The organism is Streptomyces sp. TLI_105, from assembly GCF_900105415.1.
Lineage (GTDB): Bacteria > Actinomycetota > Actinomycetes > Streptomycetales > Streptomycetaceae > Streptomyces.
In genome coordinates this window covers 1,874,263-1,889,158 of record NZ_FNSM01000001.1, presented here as the reverse complement: position 1 = coordinate 1,889,158, position 14,896 = coordinate 1,874,263, and the positions used below count along the sequence as shown (strand labels likewise).

Sequence of the window (14,896 nt, the reverse complement as noted above, 5' to 3'; positions counted from 1 at the left end):
CGCCGCCGGCGGCGCTGCGGACCGTGAGCGTGAGCCCGGGGACGCCCCGGACGCGCCGGCCCGTACCGTTCGCGCGGCCTGGAAGGGAGCGCCGGTCCGGACGGCGAGGTGCTGCCGGTCGGGCGTGTCCGTTCGTCGGCCGTCCGACGGAAGCGGTCACCCGGGAACGACGACGATCGACCGGAACCAGCCCGTCAGGAGTGCTCCTTGAGGAAGGAGAGCAGCAGTTCGCTCACCTTCGCCGGCTGGTCCAGCTGCAGCCAGTGGCCCGCGTCCTCGACCCGCTCGTAGCGCCAGCTCCCCGCCACGTACTCGGCCGTCCCGGACATCGAGCGCTCGGTGAGGAAACGGTCGCCGGTCGACCACACGCCCATCACCGGCACCGACTCCGGCAGCGGGACCACCGGAGCGTCGGCGCCGAACTGAGCCTCCGGCGGGATGCCCGCCCGGTAGATGTCCAGCGCGGCCGTCAGCGCGCCCGGCGCCCGCAGCGGCTCGATCACCGCCTCCGCGTCCGGGTGCTCGCCGAGCATCTCCCGCAGGTTGGCGAAGTCGTCCCGCGCGAGCCAGTCCTCGGCGAGCCCGGCCAGCTGGAACAGCAGCATGTACCAGGAGCGCTGCTTCTGCTCCCAGCCCGCGGCCCGGATCGACGCCAGATGCCCCACGGAAAGGATGCTCAGGCTCCGCACCCGGTCCGGGAAGAACTGGGTCAGACCCTGGGCGATGCCCGAACCCCAGTCGTGGCCGACCAGATGGACCCGGTCCAGGTCGAGTCCGGCCAGGAGCTCGATCAGGTCGCCGACGTGCTTGCCCGGGTGGTACGCCGCCGGGCCGCCCTCGGGACGGCCGGAGGCGCCGAAGCCCCGCAGGGTGGGGGCGACGGTCCTGAAACCGGCCGCGTTCAGCGCCGCGACCTGGTGCCGCCACAGATGGTGGCTGTCGGGGAAGCCGTGCACGAGCAGCACGGCCGGCCCCTCCCCGCTCACCTCGACGTCCAGGGTCACCTCGGACAGTTCGACACGCATCTCAACACCCCGTTCGGCAGGACCGGTTCGGCCGAGGACATGATGTCAGAACGGGTACCAGCGGACCTCGGGGTCGTCGTCCCGCAGCGAGGCCACCCGCCGCTCGAACTCGGCGAGCGCCTTCGGGTTCGAGGGCGCGTGCTGGGCCACCCACGCGCAGCTCGCGGTCTCCCGCGCCCCGCGCAGGACCGCACACCCCTCCCACTCCCGGACGTCCCAGCCGTACGCCTCGGTGAAGGCCTCGTACGCCGCCGGGTCCAGGCCGTACCGGTCCCGGGAGAGGGCGAGTACCACGAGGTCGTGCTCGCGCAGGTCCGAGGAGAAGGTCTCCAGGTCCACCAGGACCGGACCGTCGGGGCCCACGTGCACGTTCCGGGGGAGGGCGTCCCCGTGGATCGGGCCCGGAGACAGGCGCGGGGTGAGCGCGGCCGCCGCCGGGGCGAAGGAGTCGCGCCGCTCCCGCAGGAACGCCGCGTCCGCCGGGTCGATCGCGTCCCCCGCGAGCCGCAGCCACCGCTCGACCCCACCGAGCAGCTCACGGCGGGGGAGCGCGAACCCCTCCGGCTCCGGCAGCGCGTGGACGGCCCGCAGCAGCGGGGCCAGGTCACGGGGCTCCGTCGGCCGCACCGCCTCCGGCAGCCGGTGCCAGAGCGTGACCGGATGACCGTCCACGAGCCGGGGCTTCTCCTCGGCGGCCCGCACGGCCGGAACACCCGCCGTTTCCAGCCAGGAGGCCAGCGCGAGCTCCCGCTCGGCCCGCGCGAACAGCTCCGCGTCCCGGCCGACCTTCACCACCAGATCGCCCACCGCGAAGACCGCGTTCTCCCCGAGGGCGAGCAGCCCCGCCTCCGCGACCGGCAGCCCCGCCCCGGCCAGGATCTCCCGTGCCCGCGCCTCGTCCATCGACCTCTCCCTCACCTGTGCGTTCGAGCCAAAGTCTCCCATCCGCGCAGCTCGTCCCGCAGAGCGCCTTGACGGTCCCCCACCCCGTCAGCACCATGACGGGGTTCCCACGGCGGCGTCATCGGGGGTCCCCCGGGGCGGAGTCCGTGGGAGGACGGGAGTCGGATCGTGAGCTCGGTGACCGCGACGAAGCGGCCCGGCGGCACGCGCACACCGCGCGCCGCCCCCGGGACACGGCCACGCGGCCCCGACCTCGGCGCCTGGTTCCTGGTGCTCCCGGCGCTCCTGCCGATCCTGATCCTCAGCGTCGGCCCGCTCCTCTACGGCATCGCGCTCGCCTTCACCGACGCCCAGTCCGGCCGCACCCAGGCCACCCGCTGGGTCGGCACCCTCAACTTCCAGGACCTGCTGCACGACACGCTCTTCTGGGAGTCCTTCCGCATCGGCGTGGTCTGGGCCGTCGGGGTCACCGTCCCCCAGTTCCTGCTCGCCCTCGGCCTGGCCCTGCTGCTCGACCAGAAGCTCCGCTTCCGCCGCCTGGCCCGGGCCCTCGCCATCGTCCCCTGGGCGATGCCGGAGGTCGTCGTCGGCATCATGTGGCGGCTCGTCTACAACCCCGACGCCGGCATCCTCAACGAGACCCTCCGGAACCTGGGCCTCGGCGAAGGCCACGACTGGCTCTCCGGGCTCGCCACCGCCCTCCCCGCCGTCATCGTCGTCGGCGTCTGGGCCGGCATGCCGCAGACCACCGTCGCCCTGCTCGCCGGACTCCAGAACACCCCGCGCGAACTCCACGAGGCCGCCGCCCTCGACGGCGCCGGAGCGTGGCGCCGCTTCCGCGCCGTCACCTGGCCCGCGCTGCGGCCGGTGGCCCTCGCCGTCACCGCCCTGAACCTCATCTGGAACTTCAACTCCTTCGCCCTGGTCTACGTCCTGACCAGCGGCGGACCGGGCGGCCGGACCCGGCTCCCCATGCTCTTCGCCTACGAAGAGGCCTTCCGCTACGGGCAGTTCGGCTACGCCGCCGCCATGGGCTGCGTGATGGTCGCCGCCGTCTCGGTGCTCATCGCCCTCTCCCTCGTACGCCGTCTGAAAGGGGACCAGGACCGGTGAGCGCCCTGCGGACGAGCGGGCCCGCGCGAGCAGGCCAGTACCTGGCCCTCCTCGCGTACCTGCTCTTCCTCGCCTTCCCCTTCCTCTGGCTGGTCTCCACCGCCTTCAAGCCCGCACCCGAGCTGGCCTCGCTCCACCCGACCTGGATCCCCAAGGACCCCACCCTCGACAACTTCCGGCAGGCCTTCGACGAGCAGCCGCTGCTCAGGGCCGCCGCGAACAGCCTGCTCGCCGCGGTCTGCGCCGCCCTGATCGCGGTCGCCGTCGCGACCCCGCTCGCCTATGTGACGGCCCGTCACCGAGGCCGGCTCGCCGGCGCCGCCACCGGCTGGGTGGTGATCAGCCAGGCTTTCCCCTTCGTCCTCGTGATCATCCCGCTCTTCCTCGTCCTCAAGAACCTGCACCTGATCAACAGCGTCGTCGGCCTCGTCCTGGTCTACGTGGTCTGGTCGCTGCCCTTCGCCCTCTGGATGCTCATGGGATACGTCAGGGCCGTCCCGGCCGAGCTGGAGGAGGCCGCCGCCGTCGACGGCGCCGGCCGGATCCGTACCCTCGTCTCGGTCATCGCGCCGCTGCTCGCCCCGGGCGTCGTCGCCACCGCGCTCTTCGCCTTCGTCACCGCCTGGAACGAGTTCTTCTTCGCGCTCGTCCTGCTCAAGTCCCCGGAGAAGCAGACGCTCCCGGTCGTCCTCACCCACTTCCTCGGCGCCGAGGGCGTCGCCGACCTCGGCCCGCTGGCGGCCGCGGCCTTCCTCGCGACCCTGCCGTCCCTCGTCGTCTTCGCGGTCCTCCAGAGACGGATCGCGGGCGGGACGCTCGCCGGGGCGGTGAAGTCATGAGGAGGATCCTGACCGCCGTCGCCGCGCTCGCCCTGCTCCTCACCGGCTGCACCGGGGGCGACGACGGCCCCGACGACGGTGTCGTACGGCTCCGGTTCCAGTCCCTCGCCTGGCAGAAGGAGTCCGTCGACGCCAACCGGCAGCTGGTGGACGAGTGGAACGCCGGCCACCCCGACATCCAGGTCGAGTACGTCCAGGGCAGCTGGGACTCCGTGCACGACCAGCTCCTCACCTCCTTCGAGGGCGGCGAGGCGCCCGACATCATCCACGACGCCTCCGACGACCTGGCCGACTTCGCCTACGGCGGCCGGCTCGCCGACCTCCGCCCGCTGCTGTCCGAGCGGCTGCGCGCCGACATCCCCGCCGCCGGCTGGGAGACCACCACCTTCGGCGCGGGCGTGTACGGCGTGCCCTTCCTCCAGGAACCACGCGTCGTCATCGCCAACCGGAAGATCCTGGAATCCTCCGGCGTGCGTGTCCCCACCCCCGAGAGGCCCTGGAGCTGGACCGAGTTCCGGCAGATCGCCCAGGACCTCACCCGGACCATGGGACCCGGCCGCCACGCGGTCGCCTGGCCGCTCAGGGAACCCGTCTCCGTCAGCCTCAACCTCGGCGTCTCGGCCGGCGGCCGGCTCTTCCACCGGGGCCCCGACGGCCGGGTCACCCTCGACTTCACCGAGGCCGACGGCATCGTCCCCGGCACCGTCCACGACCAGGTCGTCACCGACCGGACCGCCCCGCGCACCACGCTCGGCAGCGGCGGCTCCGACACCCTCCCCGGCTTCTTCGCCGGCAAGTACGCCATGGTCCCCCTGGGCTTCGCCTACCGGCAGCAGATCGCACAGCAGGCCCCCGAGGGCTTCGAATGGACCGTGCTGCCCGCACCCGCCGGCGACGAGGGACTCGCCCAGGGCGTCTCCCCGCAGACCCTCTCGATCGCCGAGGAAAGCCCCCACAAGAAGGAGGCGGCCCGCTTCCTCGACTTCTTCCTGCGCCCGGCGAACATGGTGCGGCTCGCACGCGGCGACTGGATGCTGCCGACCGGCACGGCCGCCCTCGCCGACCCCTCCCTGCACACCGCGCGGGACGGCTGGGCGACCGGGGCGGCGGTGGCACGGTGGCTGCGGCCCGCGCCCGCGCAGTCCGTACGCGGCTATCCCGAGTGGAAGGACAAGGTGGCGACCCCGGCCTTCCAGGAGTACTACAGCGGCGCCATCGACGGTGCGGAGCTGCGCAGACGCCTGGTCGAGGACGGCAACCGGGTCCTCGCCCGCTATCAGCGCAGATGACGGATTCATGGTTACGAAACCTTGTTGAATAAGTCACAGATGGGTGAAGGGTCTTCTCCGTGCCCCCGCCATCGGACAGTGTTCGAACCGGCCACCGTGCCGCCCCCCACGAGGCGCGGTGGCCGCCTAGGTTTACCCCCATGACGAAGACGAAGACCTACGCGGCCCTGCTCCGCGGCATCAACGTGAGCGGGCACCGGAAGGTCCCCATGGCGGAGCTCCGGAGCCTCCTCGAAGGTCTCGGGCACACGGACGTCCGCACCTACCTCCAGAGCGGCAACGCCGTCTTCACCACCGACTCCGGCGAGGGCGAGGACGAACTCAGGACCGCGCTGGAGGACGCGATCGAGGAACGCTTCGGCTTCCGCGTCGACTGTCTCGTCCGCGACGGCGACTACCTCGCCGCCGTCGCCGACGCCTGCCCCTTCCCGGCGGCCGAACTCCAGGGCAAGCAGCTCCACGCCTTCTACTACTCCGGGCCCGCCGACCCCGAGCGCTTCGCCTCCATCGACCGCGAGGCCTTCCTGCCCGAGGACTTCGCCCTCGGCGACCGCGTGCTCTACCTCTACACCCCCGAAGGCCTCGGGAAGTCCAAGCTGGGCGAGGCGGTCTCCCGGCCGTCCGTCGTGAAGGGCCTCGTCGCCACCGGCCGGAACTGGAACACCGTGCTCAAACTCATCGAGATGACACGGGAGAACTGACCCCGATTGGCCCAGTCGACCGGTCACCGAATGGCCCGTGGCGGCGGGCCATCTCCTGGCTAGATTCGACGTCATGACGAGCACCGAGACCACGCCCCCCACCCACCGCCCCGTCGTCGACCTCTACTTCGACCCCGCCTGCCCCTTCGCCTGGATCACCTCCCGCTGGATCCTGGAGGTCGAACGCCACCGGGACATCGACCTCCGCTTCAAGGTCATGAGCCTGTACTTCCACAACGAGGGCAACACCCTGCCCGACTGGTACCGCGAGCTCGTCGACGCCTCCATCGGCCCCGTCCGGGTGGCGGCGGCCGCCGCCGAACAGCACGGCGAGGAGATCCTGCGTCCGCTCTACACCGCGTACGGCACGCGCATCCACGAGAAGAAGCAGAAGGACTTCGACGCCGTCATCGCCGAAGCGCTCACCGAGGTCGGCCTGCCGCCCGAACTCGCCGCCGCCGCCCACGATCCGGCGTACGACGAGGCCGTCCGTCGCAGCCACGACGCGGGCAAGGACCCCGAGGCGGACGCGTACGTCGGCACGCCCACGATCCACGTCGACGGGACGGTGTGGTTCGGGCCGGTGCTGCGGGCGATTCCGCGGGGCGAGCGGGCCGCCGAACTCTTCGACAGCTTCCGTGTCCTCGCCTCGCACCCCGACCTCTTCGAACTCAAGCGCACCCGCACGGGCGGGCTGGACTTCAGCTAGCGGGGACGCCTGTCGCGAAAGTTCAAGACCGGGTGCGGGAGCGTTCCGTACGGTCGACGGCATGAACGAGATCCACACCCACCTCACCGCCTGCGCCGCCGAGGCCCGCCGCGTCGCCCGCGGGGTCCGCCACGACCACCTCGCCGCCCCCTCGGTCTGCGCCGACTGGACGGTCCGCGAACTCGCCAACCACCTGGTCCTCTACTCCGCGCACGGCCTCGAACACCGCGCCCTGCGCACCCAGCTCCCAGACGAGACCGTCCAGCGGGACTTCGCCGGCGAGGACGGCTGGGCCGAGGCGTACGCGGCGCAGCTCGACCGGGCCCTGGCCGCCTGGGAGAAGCCGGAGGCCTGGGAAGGTGACGTCGACATGGCCGGCAGCGCCATGCCGGCCACCGAGATCGCCGCCATGCTCGTGGAGGAACTCGCCCTGCACGGCTGGGACCTGGCCCGCTCCACCGGGCAGGACTTCACCCTGCCCGAGGAGACGGGGGTCTACCTGCTCGGCGTGGTCGAGCGGTACGCGGATATGTACCGCCAGTACGAGGGATTCGCCGCGGCCGTCGACGTACCGGACGACGCCCCGGCGTTCGACCGCGCCCTCGCCGCCAGCGGACGGAACCCGAAGGGTTAGGGCCTGTCTTTCGGATCGTGCCGGGACCCGCTCCCTGATCCGAAAGCCAGGTCCTAGGCCGTCCTGGCGACCGGGCGGCGGGCCGCGTGGGCCCCGTCGTACCGGTCCAGGAGCAGGCGGGCCAGCTCGGGGGAGGGGCCCAGGACGTCCGCCAGGACGTCGGCCTCGGCCGCGCCCGTCGCGATGCGGTCCGGGAGGCGGCCCGGGGCGATCACGTACGGGGCGACGGCCACCCGCCGGACGCCCGGTTCCGCGCGCAGGGCACGTACCGCGTCCTCCGTGCGGGGAAGAGATGCGGAGGCGAACGCGGGCCGCACGGAGCACCAACCGGTGCGCCGCAGCTCCCGCGCCGTTTCTGCGATCACCGCGATCGCCTCCGGGTCGGTGGAGCCCGCCGAGGCCAGGACGACCCCGGTCGTGGGCTTGTCGGCGGGCGTGAGGCCCGCCTCGTACAACCGCCGCTCCACCGCCGCGATCAGCAACGGCGACGGGCCGAGGACCTCCGCCTGGCGGATGCTCAGGGACGGAGGGGCCTGGCGGAGCACGGCGGGGATGTCGGCCTTCGCGTGGAAGGCCCGGGTGAGGAGGAGCGGCAGGGCCACGACCTCCCGCACCCCGTCGGCGGCGAGCCGGTCGAGCACCCCCGGCACCGACGGCAGGTTGAAGTCCAGGAACGCCGTCTCCACGCGCAGCCCCGGCCGCAGCGCACCGGCCCGGCGCACCAGCGCCTGGACGGTCGCCGCGTGCCGCGGATCGCGGCTGCCGTGGGCGATCACGAGGAGGACGGGGCGGTTCACGGGGTGGCTCAGCCCTTCGTGAGCAGGCCGCGACGGCGCAGGACCGCGCGCTCCAGCGGGCTGAAGATGAGCAGGTCGATGGCGATGCCGACGATCAGGATCAGGATGATCGCCAGGAAGATCCCGGCCATGTCGATGTTGTTGCGGCCGTTCTCCAGGAGCTGGCCGAGGCCGAGGCCCAGGTCCGGCGAGGAAGCGATGATCTCCGCGGCCATCAGCGAACGCCAGGAGAACGCCCAGCCCTGCTTGAGGCCGGCCAGGTAGCCGGGGAGCGCGGCCGGCATCACGATGTACCAGGCGCCCTTGAGCCCCCGCGCGCCGAGCGTCTGGCCCGCCCGCAGGAAGAGCGGCGGGACCTGGTCGACGCCGGCGACGAGGCCGTTGGCGATCGACGGGACCGCGCCGAGCAGGATCACCGCGTACATCATGCTGTCGTTGAGGCCGAGCCACAGGACGGCGGGCGCGACCCAGGCCACCGAGGGCAGCGACTGGAGCCCCGCGAGGATCGGGCCGATCGCCGCGCGCACGAACTTCACGCGGGAGACGAGCAGGCCCAGCGGGGTGCCGATCGCGAGCGCCAGGACGAACCCGTACAGGGCCCGGGACACGCTGGTCCACAGGACGCCGAAGAGCGTCCCCTCCCGCCACATCACGGTGAGGCTGTCCCACACGGCGGAGGGGGCCGGCAGCTTGTACTCGTCGGTGACCTTCAGGGACACCAGGAGCTGCCACACCACCAGGACGAGCACGACGGCGACGACCGGCGGGAGCACCTTCTTGACCAGCACCTCGCGGACCGGGGTCCGCCGGATCTGCACGCTGTCGAGGGCGTCCAGGCCGGCTTCGAGACCGGCGAGGTCGTCGGCCCGCGACGTCTTCTGGGGATTCGCGGTGGTTTCAGTGCTGGCCATGACGACGGATCTCCCCACGCAGGTGCTCGGTGATCTCGAGGGACAGCTCCGCGACGGCGGAGTCCTCGATGCGGCGCGGCTGAGGGATGTCGATGGTCCACTCGTGCGCGATCCGGCCGGGCCGGGACGAGAGGAGGACGACGCGCTCGGCCAGCCGCACGGCCTCGCGCACGTTGTGGGTGACGAAGAGCACCGACAGGTTCGTCTCCCGCCAGATCCGGGTCAGTTCGTCGTGCAGCACGTCCCGGGTGATGGCGTCGAGCGCGGCGAACGGCTCGTCCATCAGGAGCAGGTCGCTGTCCTGGGCGAGCGCGCGGGCCAGCGCGACCCGCTGCCGCATGCCGCCGGACAGCTCGTGGACCCGCTTGCCGTACGAGCCGCCGAGCCGGACGAGGGCAAGCAGCCGCTCGGCCTCGTCGCGTCGCTCGGCCTTGGGCACCCCGCGCAGCCGCAGGGCCAGTTCGATGTTCTTGCCCGCGGTGAGCCACGGGAAGAGGGCATGCTCCTGGAACATCAGGGCCGGCCGGCCGCCGGGGGTCTCGATGGACCCCGCGGACGGCCGGTCGAGCCCGGCGACCAGGTTGAGCAGGGTGGACTTGCCGCAGCCCGAGGCGCCCAGGAGGGTGACGAACTCGCCGGGGGCGACATCGAGCGAGATGTCGTCGAGGACGAGCTGCCCGCCGGCGGGTCCGCCGAAGGACTTGGAGACATGTTCGATGCGGGCGGCATGGGTCACCGCCGCACGGTCCTCGGCCTTGGCGAGCGTCGCGGTCGTGGCCATGGTCGTCACCTCCTGGGGATCAGCTGCGGGCTGTTACTTCGCGCCGAGACCGGCGTCGGAGACCTCGGGCTGACCCGCGGCCTTCAGGACCTTGTTGAGCGGCTTCAGGTCGTAGATGCCGGACAGCTCCGGCTTCTCCAGGAGACCGGCCTTCACCGCGTGGTCGGCCTGGGCCTGCAGGGTGGCCGCCAGCGGGTCGTTCGTGAACTGGATGGACGGCCACGCGGCGTCGATCACCTTCGCGCCCAGCGCCTTGCCCGAGAGGTCCTTCAGCTTGGCGTTGGCCGAGGCCTTCGCCTTGTCCTGGTTGGCGTTGATCCACGCGTTGGTCTTCACCGAGCCGCGCAGGAACGCCTCGACGACGTCCGGGTGCTCCTTGAGGAACTTCTGCGACACGATGACGTTCGTGATGACGAACTTCTTGTCGGGCCACAGGTCGGACTCGTCGAGCAGCACCTTCGCACCTTCGCTGACCAGCTTGGACGCGGTCGGCTCGGGCACCCAGGCACCGTCGATGGCGCCGGAGGCGTAGGCGTTCGGGGTGACCTTGTTGTCCGTGCGGACCACGGAGACGTCGCCCTTGCCGCTCTGGGCGTCGACCTTCCAGCCCTTCTCGGAGATCCAGTTGAGGAAGGCCACGTCCTGGGTGTTTCCGAGCTGCGGAGTGGCGATCTTCTTGCCCTTGAGGTCGTCCACGGTCTTGATCTTCGCCGGGTTCACCACGAGCTTCACGCCACCGGAGGCGGCGCCGCCGACGATGCGGAGGTTGGTGCCCTTGGTCTTGACGAAGCCGTTGATGGACGGCGAGGGGCCGATGAAGCCGATGTCGATCGAGCCGGCGTTCAGCGCCTCGATCTCGGAGGGGCCCGCGTTGAAGGTGGTGGGCACCAGCTTGGTGCCGCCCAGCTCCTTCTGGAGGATGCCCTCCTGGACGCCGACCAGCGCGGTGGCGTGCGTCAGATTGGGGAAGTACCCGAGCCGTACGGTGTCGGCGGAGAGCTTCTCGCCCTCGGCGGCCACCTTCTTCGTGGCGTCGTCGTCGTTCTTGGCGTCGGAGCCGTAGCCGCAGGAGGCGAGTGCGCCGATCAGCAGCGGCAGGGCGGCGGCGGCGGCCAGGCCGCGGCGCAGGGTGGTACGGGTGGTGGCAGGCACGGGTGGTGTTCCCCTCGGTTCAACTTCTGCGAAGTCTGCGTCTATGTCGTTCGGGGTGGAGCGGGTGGAGCCGGGTCGTACCGCTCGCGCGGTACGTCGAGGTCAGCACGCACATCGCGCGACACCTCCCATGCCCGAGCCGAGGGAACCGGAGCCCACCCGGCCGCCCTCCTTCGCGAAAGTGGCGTAAGCGTTCTGGCTCATGTCAGAAGTCCCACCCTTCTTCCTCGTCCACCGCGACGACGGCCTTGGTCGTGGCGAAGGACTCGCCCGCCATGCCGGCCGCGAGTGTGGTGCCGTCCGCGGGGTCGATCAGCAGGAACGAACCCGTACGGCGGGAGTCCGCGTACGCGTCGAGCGCGAGCGGCTCGGCGGTGCGTACCACGACCCGGCCGATGTCGTTGGCGACCAGCTGCCCGGGGTTCGGGTGCTGGGAGAGGTCGTCCAGGGTCAGCCGCGAGGGGATGTCCTTGACGATCGCCTTGACCGTGCGCGTGGTGTGCTTGAGCAGGACCCGCTGGCCGACGGCGAGCGGCTGGTCCGCCACGTGGCAGACCGTCGCCTCGACGTCCTGGCTGGTGGCGGGGGCGTCGCCGCTCGGCGCGAGCAGGTCGCCGCGCGAGATGTCGATGTCGTCGGCGAGCCGGATCGTCACCGACTGCGGGGCCCAGGCGATGTCCACGGACTCGCCGAGCGCGTCGATGCCGGTGATCGTGGACTTCTTCCCCGAGGGCAGGACGGTGATCTCCTCGCCGACCCGGAAGGCGCCGGCCGCGATCTGACCGGCGTAGCCCCGGTAGTCGGGGTGCTCGGCGGTCTGCGGGCGGATCACGTACTGCACGGGGAAGCGGGCGTGGCAGGCCGTCAGGTCGTGGCTGACCGGGACGGTCTCCAGGTGCTCCAGGACCGTCGGGCCGCCGTACCAGTCCATGTTGGCGGACGGCTCCACGACGTTGTCGCCGGCGAGCGCGGAGATCGGGATCGCGGTGATCTCCGGGACGCCGAGCTCGGAGGCGTACGTCGTGAACTCCTCGGCGATCGCGGCGAAGACGGGCTCCTGGTAGTCGACCAGGTCCATCTTGTTCACGGCGAGGACCACGTGCGGGACGCGGAGCAGCGCGGCGACGGCGGCGTGCCGGCGGGTCTGCTCGACGACGCCGTTGCGGGCGTCGACCAGGACCACGGCCAGCTCGGCCGTCGAGGCGCCCGTCACCATGTTCCGGGTGTACTGCACGTGCCCGGGGGTGTCGGCCAGGATGAACCGGCGCCGCGGGGTCGCGAAGTAGCGGTACGCCACGTCGATCGTGATGCCCTGCTCGCGCTCGGCCCGCAGGCCGTCGGTCAGCAGCGCCAGGTCGGGGGCCTCCTGGCCGCGCTTGATGGACGCGGCCTCGACGGCCTCCAGCTGGTCGGTGAGGACCGACTTGGAGTCGTGCAGCAGACGTCCCACCAGGGTGGACTTGCCGTCGTCGACGGACCCGGCGGTGGCGAAACGCAGCAGGGTGGTGGCCGAGACGTCGGCGAACTGCTCGGTGGACGTGCTCATTAGAAGTACCCTTCGCGCTTGCGGTCTTCCATCGCGGCCTCGGACATCTTGTCGTCGGCGCGGGTCGCGCCCCGCTCGGTGAGGCGGGAGGCGGCGATCTCGGCGATGACGGCGTCCAGCGTGGTGGCGTCGGAGTCGACGGCCCCGGTGCAGGACATGTCGCCGACGGTGCGGTAGCGGATGAGCCGCTTCTCCACCGTCTCGGTGTCCTTGGGACCGCCCCACTCGCCGGCGGTCAGCCACATGCCGTTGCGGGCGAAGACCTCGCGCTCGTGGGCGAAGTAGATCTCCGGCAGCTCGATGCCCTCACGGGCGATGTACTGCCAGACGTCCAGCTCGGTCCAGTTGGAGAGCGGGAAGACCCGGACGTGCTCGCCGGGGGCGTGCCGGCCGTTGTAGAGCTGCCACAGCTCGGGGCGCTGGCGGCGCGGGTCCCACTGCGAGAACTCGTCGCGCAGCGAGAACACCCGCTCCTTGGCGCGGGCCTTCTCCTCGTCGCGGCGGCCGCCGCCGAAGACGGCGTCGAAGCGGTGCTGCTGGATCGCCTCGGTCAGCGGGACGGTCTGCAGCGGGTTGCGGGTGCCGTCGGGGCGCTCGCGGAGCTTGCCGGCGTCGATGTACTCCTGCACGGAGGCCACGTGCAGCCGCAGCCCGTGCCGGGCGACGACCCGGTCGCGGTACTCGATGACCTCGGGGAAGTTGTGCCCGGTGTCGACGTGCAGCAGCGTGAAGGGGACCGGCGCGGGGGCGAAGGCCTTCAGCGCCAGGTGCAGCATGACGATGGAGTCCTTGCCGCCGGAGAAGAGGATCACCGGCCGCTCGAACTCGCCCGCCACCTCGCGGAAGATGTGGACGGCCTCGGACTCCAGGGAGTCGAGGTGCGACAGCGCGAACGGACTGTCCGTGGTGTCGTGGGCGTGGGCGACGGTGGTCACAGTGCCTCCTCGTTCGCTTCTCCGCCCGAGCGGCGCAGAGGTGCGGCCTTCGTGTTTGTCTGCGGCCCGGCGGCCGCGCGTGCGTCGCTCACACCAGACCCCTCTCGGTGAGCAGCGCGTGGAGCTGCGCCGCGGACTCCTGCACGGTCTGGTTCTGGGACTCGATCCGCAGATCGGGGTTCTCGGGCGCCTCGTACGGGTCGTCGACGCCGGTGAGGCCGCTGATCTCGCCCGCGGCCTGCTTGGCGTAGAGGCCCTTCACGTCGCGGACGGAGCAGACCTCGACCGGGGTGGCCACGTGGACCTCGAGGAAGGCGGTGCCCTCGGCCTGGTGGCGCTTGCGGACCGCCTCGCGGCTGTCGTTGTACGGGGCGATGACCGGGACCAGGACCTTCACGCCGTGCGAGGCGAGCAGCTCGGCGACGAAACCGATCCGCTGCACGTTGGTGTGGCGGTCCTCGCGGGTGAAGCCGAGGCCCGCCGAGAGGAACTCGCGGATCTCGTCGCCGTCGAGGATCTCGACGCGGTGGCCCTCGTCGCGGAGGCGACCGGCCAGCTCGTACGCGATGGTGGTCTTTCCGGCGCTCGGCAGGCCGGTGAGCCAGATGGTGGCACCGGTCACGTGGTTCTCCTGGGAGGTCTGAGGGGTGGGGGTCATCAGCCGTGCAGCCCGCACTCGGTCTTGGCGCGGCCCGCCCAGCGTCCGGCGCGGGCGTCCTCGCCCTCCAGGACGCGGCGGGTGCAGGGGGCGCAGCCGACGGAGGCGTACCCGTCCATGAGGAGCGGGTTGGTGAGGACACCGTGCTCCGTGACGTACGCGTCGACGTCGTCCTGCGTCCAGCGGGCGATGGGGGAGACCTTGACCTTCTGCCGCTTCTCGTCCCAGCCGACCACCGGGGTGTTCGCCCGGCTCGGGGACTCGTCGCGGCGCAGGCCGGTGGCCCACGCGCCGTAGGCGGTGAGGCCCTCTTCGAGGGGCTTGACCTTGCGCAGCGCGCAGCACAGGTCCGGGTCGCGGTCGTGGAGCTTCGGACCGTACTCGGCGTCCTGCTCGGCCACGGTCTGACGCGGGGTCAGGGTGATGACGTTGACGTCCATGACGGCGTCCACGGCGTCCCGGGTGCCGATGGTCTCCTCGAAGTGGTAGCCCGTGTCGAGGAAGACGACGTCCACACCGGGCTTCACGCGCGAGGCGAGGTGGGCGACGACCGCGTCCTCCATGGAGGAGGTCACGCAGAAGCGGTCGCCGAAGGTGTCCACGGCCCAGCGGAGGATCTCCAGCGCGGAGGCGTCCTCCAGATCACGGCCGGCCTGCTCGGCGAGTGCCTTCAGGTCGGCCGCGGTCGCGTCCTGAGTGATCGTCATATCTCTTTCCCTCCAGTGGTGTTGCCGGAAGTCGCCGGGGCGAGGAGCCCCAGGAACTTCAGCTGGAAGGCTCGACTGCACGCGGCGCATTCCCAGGCGCCGTGACCCTGCTCGTTCGGACGCAGGTCCTCGTCCCCGCAGTAGGGGCAGAAGAAGGGGGCAGCGCGCTCGCTCATGCTGCATCCCTCGTTTCGCT

Annotated in this window: 17 protein-coding genes; 6 read left to right on the top strand and 11 right to left on the bottom strand. The window is 71.6% G+C overall.

The features are described from left to right. Positions 1–194: 194 nt before the first annotated feature. Both BLW86_RS08680 and BLW86_RS08675 read right to left on the bottom strand, forming a co-directional pair. Entirely contained in the window at positions 195–1,025 is an 831-nt protein-coding gene (locus tag BLW86_RS08680; protein ID WP_093873485.1) for an alpha/beta fold hydrolase, read from the bottom strand. Positions 1,026–1,070: 45 nt separating this feature from the next. Beyond that, positions 1,071–1,928, bottom strand: a complete 858-nt coding sequence (locus BLW86_RS08675; RefSeq protein ID WP_093873484.1) for a phosphotransferase enzyme family protein — start codon at positions 1,926–1,928, stop codon at positions 1,071–1,073. A 168-nt stretch (positions 1,929–2,096) separates the two neighbouring features. Here BLW86_RS08675 and BLW86_RS08670 point away from each other — a divergent pair, with 168 nt between their 5' ends. From BLW86_RS08670 to BLW86_RS08645, 6 genes are all read left to right on the top strand, one after another. After that, positions 2,097–3,041 (top strand): carbohydrate ABC transporter permease, encoded by a 945-nt coding sequence (locus tag BLW86_RS08670; protein WP_093873483.1) that lies wholly within the window; start codon positions 2,097–2,099, stop codon positions 3,039–3,041. After that, positions 3,038–3,880: a carbohydrate ABC transporter permease gene (locus tag BLW86_RS08665; RefSeq protein ID WP_093873482.1), complete on the top strand. Its 843-nt coding sequence runs from the start codon at positions 3,038–3,040 to the stop codon at positions 3,878–3,880. Before BLW86_RS08670 ends, BLW86_RS08665 begins: the two co-directional genes overlap by 4 nt. Further along, entirely contained in the window at positions 3,877–5,169 is a 1,293-nt protein-coding gene (locus BLW86_RS08660; protein WP_093873481.1) for an ABC transporter substrate-binding protein, read from the top strand. Before BLW86_RS08665 ends, BLW86_RS08660 begins: the two co-directional genes overlap by 4 nt. A gap of 140 nt (positions 5,170–5,309) precedes the next feature. Continuing rightward, on the top strand, positions 5,310–5,870 hold the full coding sequence (locus BLW86_RS08655) for a DUF1697 domain-containing protein (protein ID WP_093873480.1): 561 nt from the start codon (positions 5,310–5,312) through the stop codon (positions 5,868–5,870). Between the two features lie 73 nt (positions 5,871–5,943). Continuing rightward, positions 5,944–6,579 (top strand): mycothiol-dependent nitroreductase Rv2466c family protein, encoded by a 636-nt coding sequence (locus BLW86_RS08650; RefSeq protein ID WP_093873479.1) that lies wholly within the window; start codon positions 5,944–5,946, stop codon positions 6,577–6,579. Between the two features lie 61 nt (positions 6,580–6,640). Further along, positions 6,641–7,213, top strand: a complete 573-nt coding sequence (locus BLW86_RS08645) for a TIGR03086 family metal-binding protein (RefSeq protein WP_093873478.1) — start codon at positions 6,641–6,643, stop codon at positions 7,211–7,213. A 53-nt stretch (positions 7,214–7,266) separates the two neighbouring features. Here the strand turns inward: BLW86_RS08645 and BLW86_RS08640 are convergent, their stop codons facing one another. From BLW86_RS08640 to BLW86_RS08600, 9 genes are all read right to left on the bottom strand, one after another. Next, positions 7,267–8,010 (bottom strand): sirohydrochlorin chelatase, encoded by a 744-nt coding sequence (locus BLW86_RS08640; protein WP_177181605.1) that lies wholly within the window; start codon positions 8,008–8,010, stop codon positions 7,267–7,269. An 8-nt stretch (positions 8,011–8,018) separates the two neighbouring features. Beyond that, complete coding sequence (locus BLW86_RS08635) at positions 8,019–8,921, bottom strand: ABC transporter permease (protein ID WP_093873477.1); 903 nt, start codon at positions 8,919–8,921, stop codon at positions 8,019–8,021. Further along, entirely contained in the window at positions 8,908–9,702 is a 795-nt protein-coding gene (locus BLW86_RS08630) for an ABC transporter ATP-binding protein (protein WP_093873476.1), read from the bottom strand. The genes BLW86_RS08635 and BLW86_RS08630 overlap by 14 nt, the downstream gene beginning before the upstream one ends. A 33-nt stretch (positions 9,703–9,735) precedes the next feature. Continuing rightward, entirely contained in the window at positions 9,736–10,854 is a 1,119-nt protein-coding gene (locus BLW86_RS08625) for an aliphatic sulfonate ABC transporter substrate-binding protein (protein WP_093873475.1), read from the bottom strand. A 205-nt stretch (positions 10,855–11,059) separates the two neighbouring features. Beyond that, entirely contained in the window at positions 11,060–12,400 is a 1,341-nt protein-coding gene (locus tag BLW86_RS08620) for a sulfate adenylyltransferase subunit 1 (RefSeq protein WP_093873474.1), read from the bottom strand. Next, positions 12,400–13,335: a sulfate adenylyltransferase subunit CysD gene (gene cysD / locus BLW86_RS08615; protein WP_093873473.1), complete on the bottom strand. Its 936-nt coding sequence runs from the start codon at positions 13,333–13,335 to the stop codon at positions 12,400–12,402. The genes BLW86_RS08620 and cysD overlap by 1 nt, the downstream gene beginning before the upstream one ends. A gap of 88 nt (positions 13,336–13,423) precedes the next feature. Further along, positions 13,424–13,993 (bottom strand): adenylyl-sulfate kinase, encoded by a 570-nt coding sequence (cysC, locus tag BLW86_RS08610; protein WP_093873472.1) that lies wholly within the window; start codon positions 13,991–13,993, stop codon positions 13,424–13,426. Next, a complete protein-coding gene (locus tag BLW86_RS08605; protein ID WP_093873471.1) occupies positions 13,993–14,700 on the bottom strand; it encodes a phosphoadenylyl-sulfate reductase in 708 nt (235 codons plus the stop codon). Before BLW86_RS08605 ends, cysC begins: the two co-directional genes overlap by 1 nt. After that, positions 14,697–14,876 (bottom strand): hypothetical protein, encoded by a 180-nt coding sequence (locus tag BLW86_RS08600; protein ID WP_093873470.1) that lies wholly within the window; start codon positions 14,874–14,876, stop codon positions 14,697–14,699. The genes BLW86_RS08605 and BLW86_RS08600 overlap by 4 nt, the downstream gene beginning before the upstream one ends. Positions 14,877–14,896: the final 20 nt, after the last annotated feature.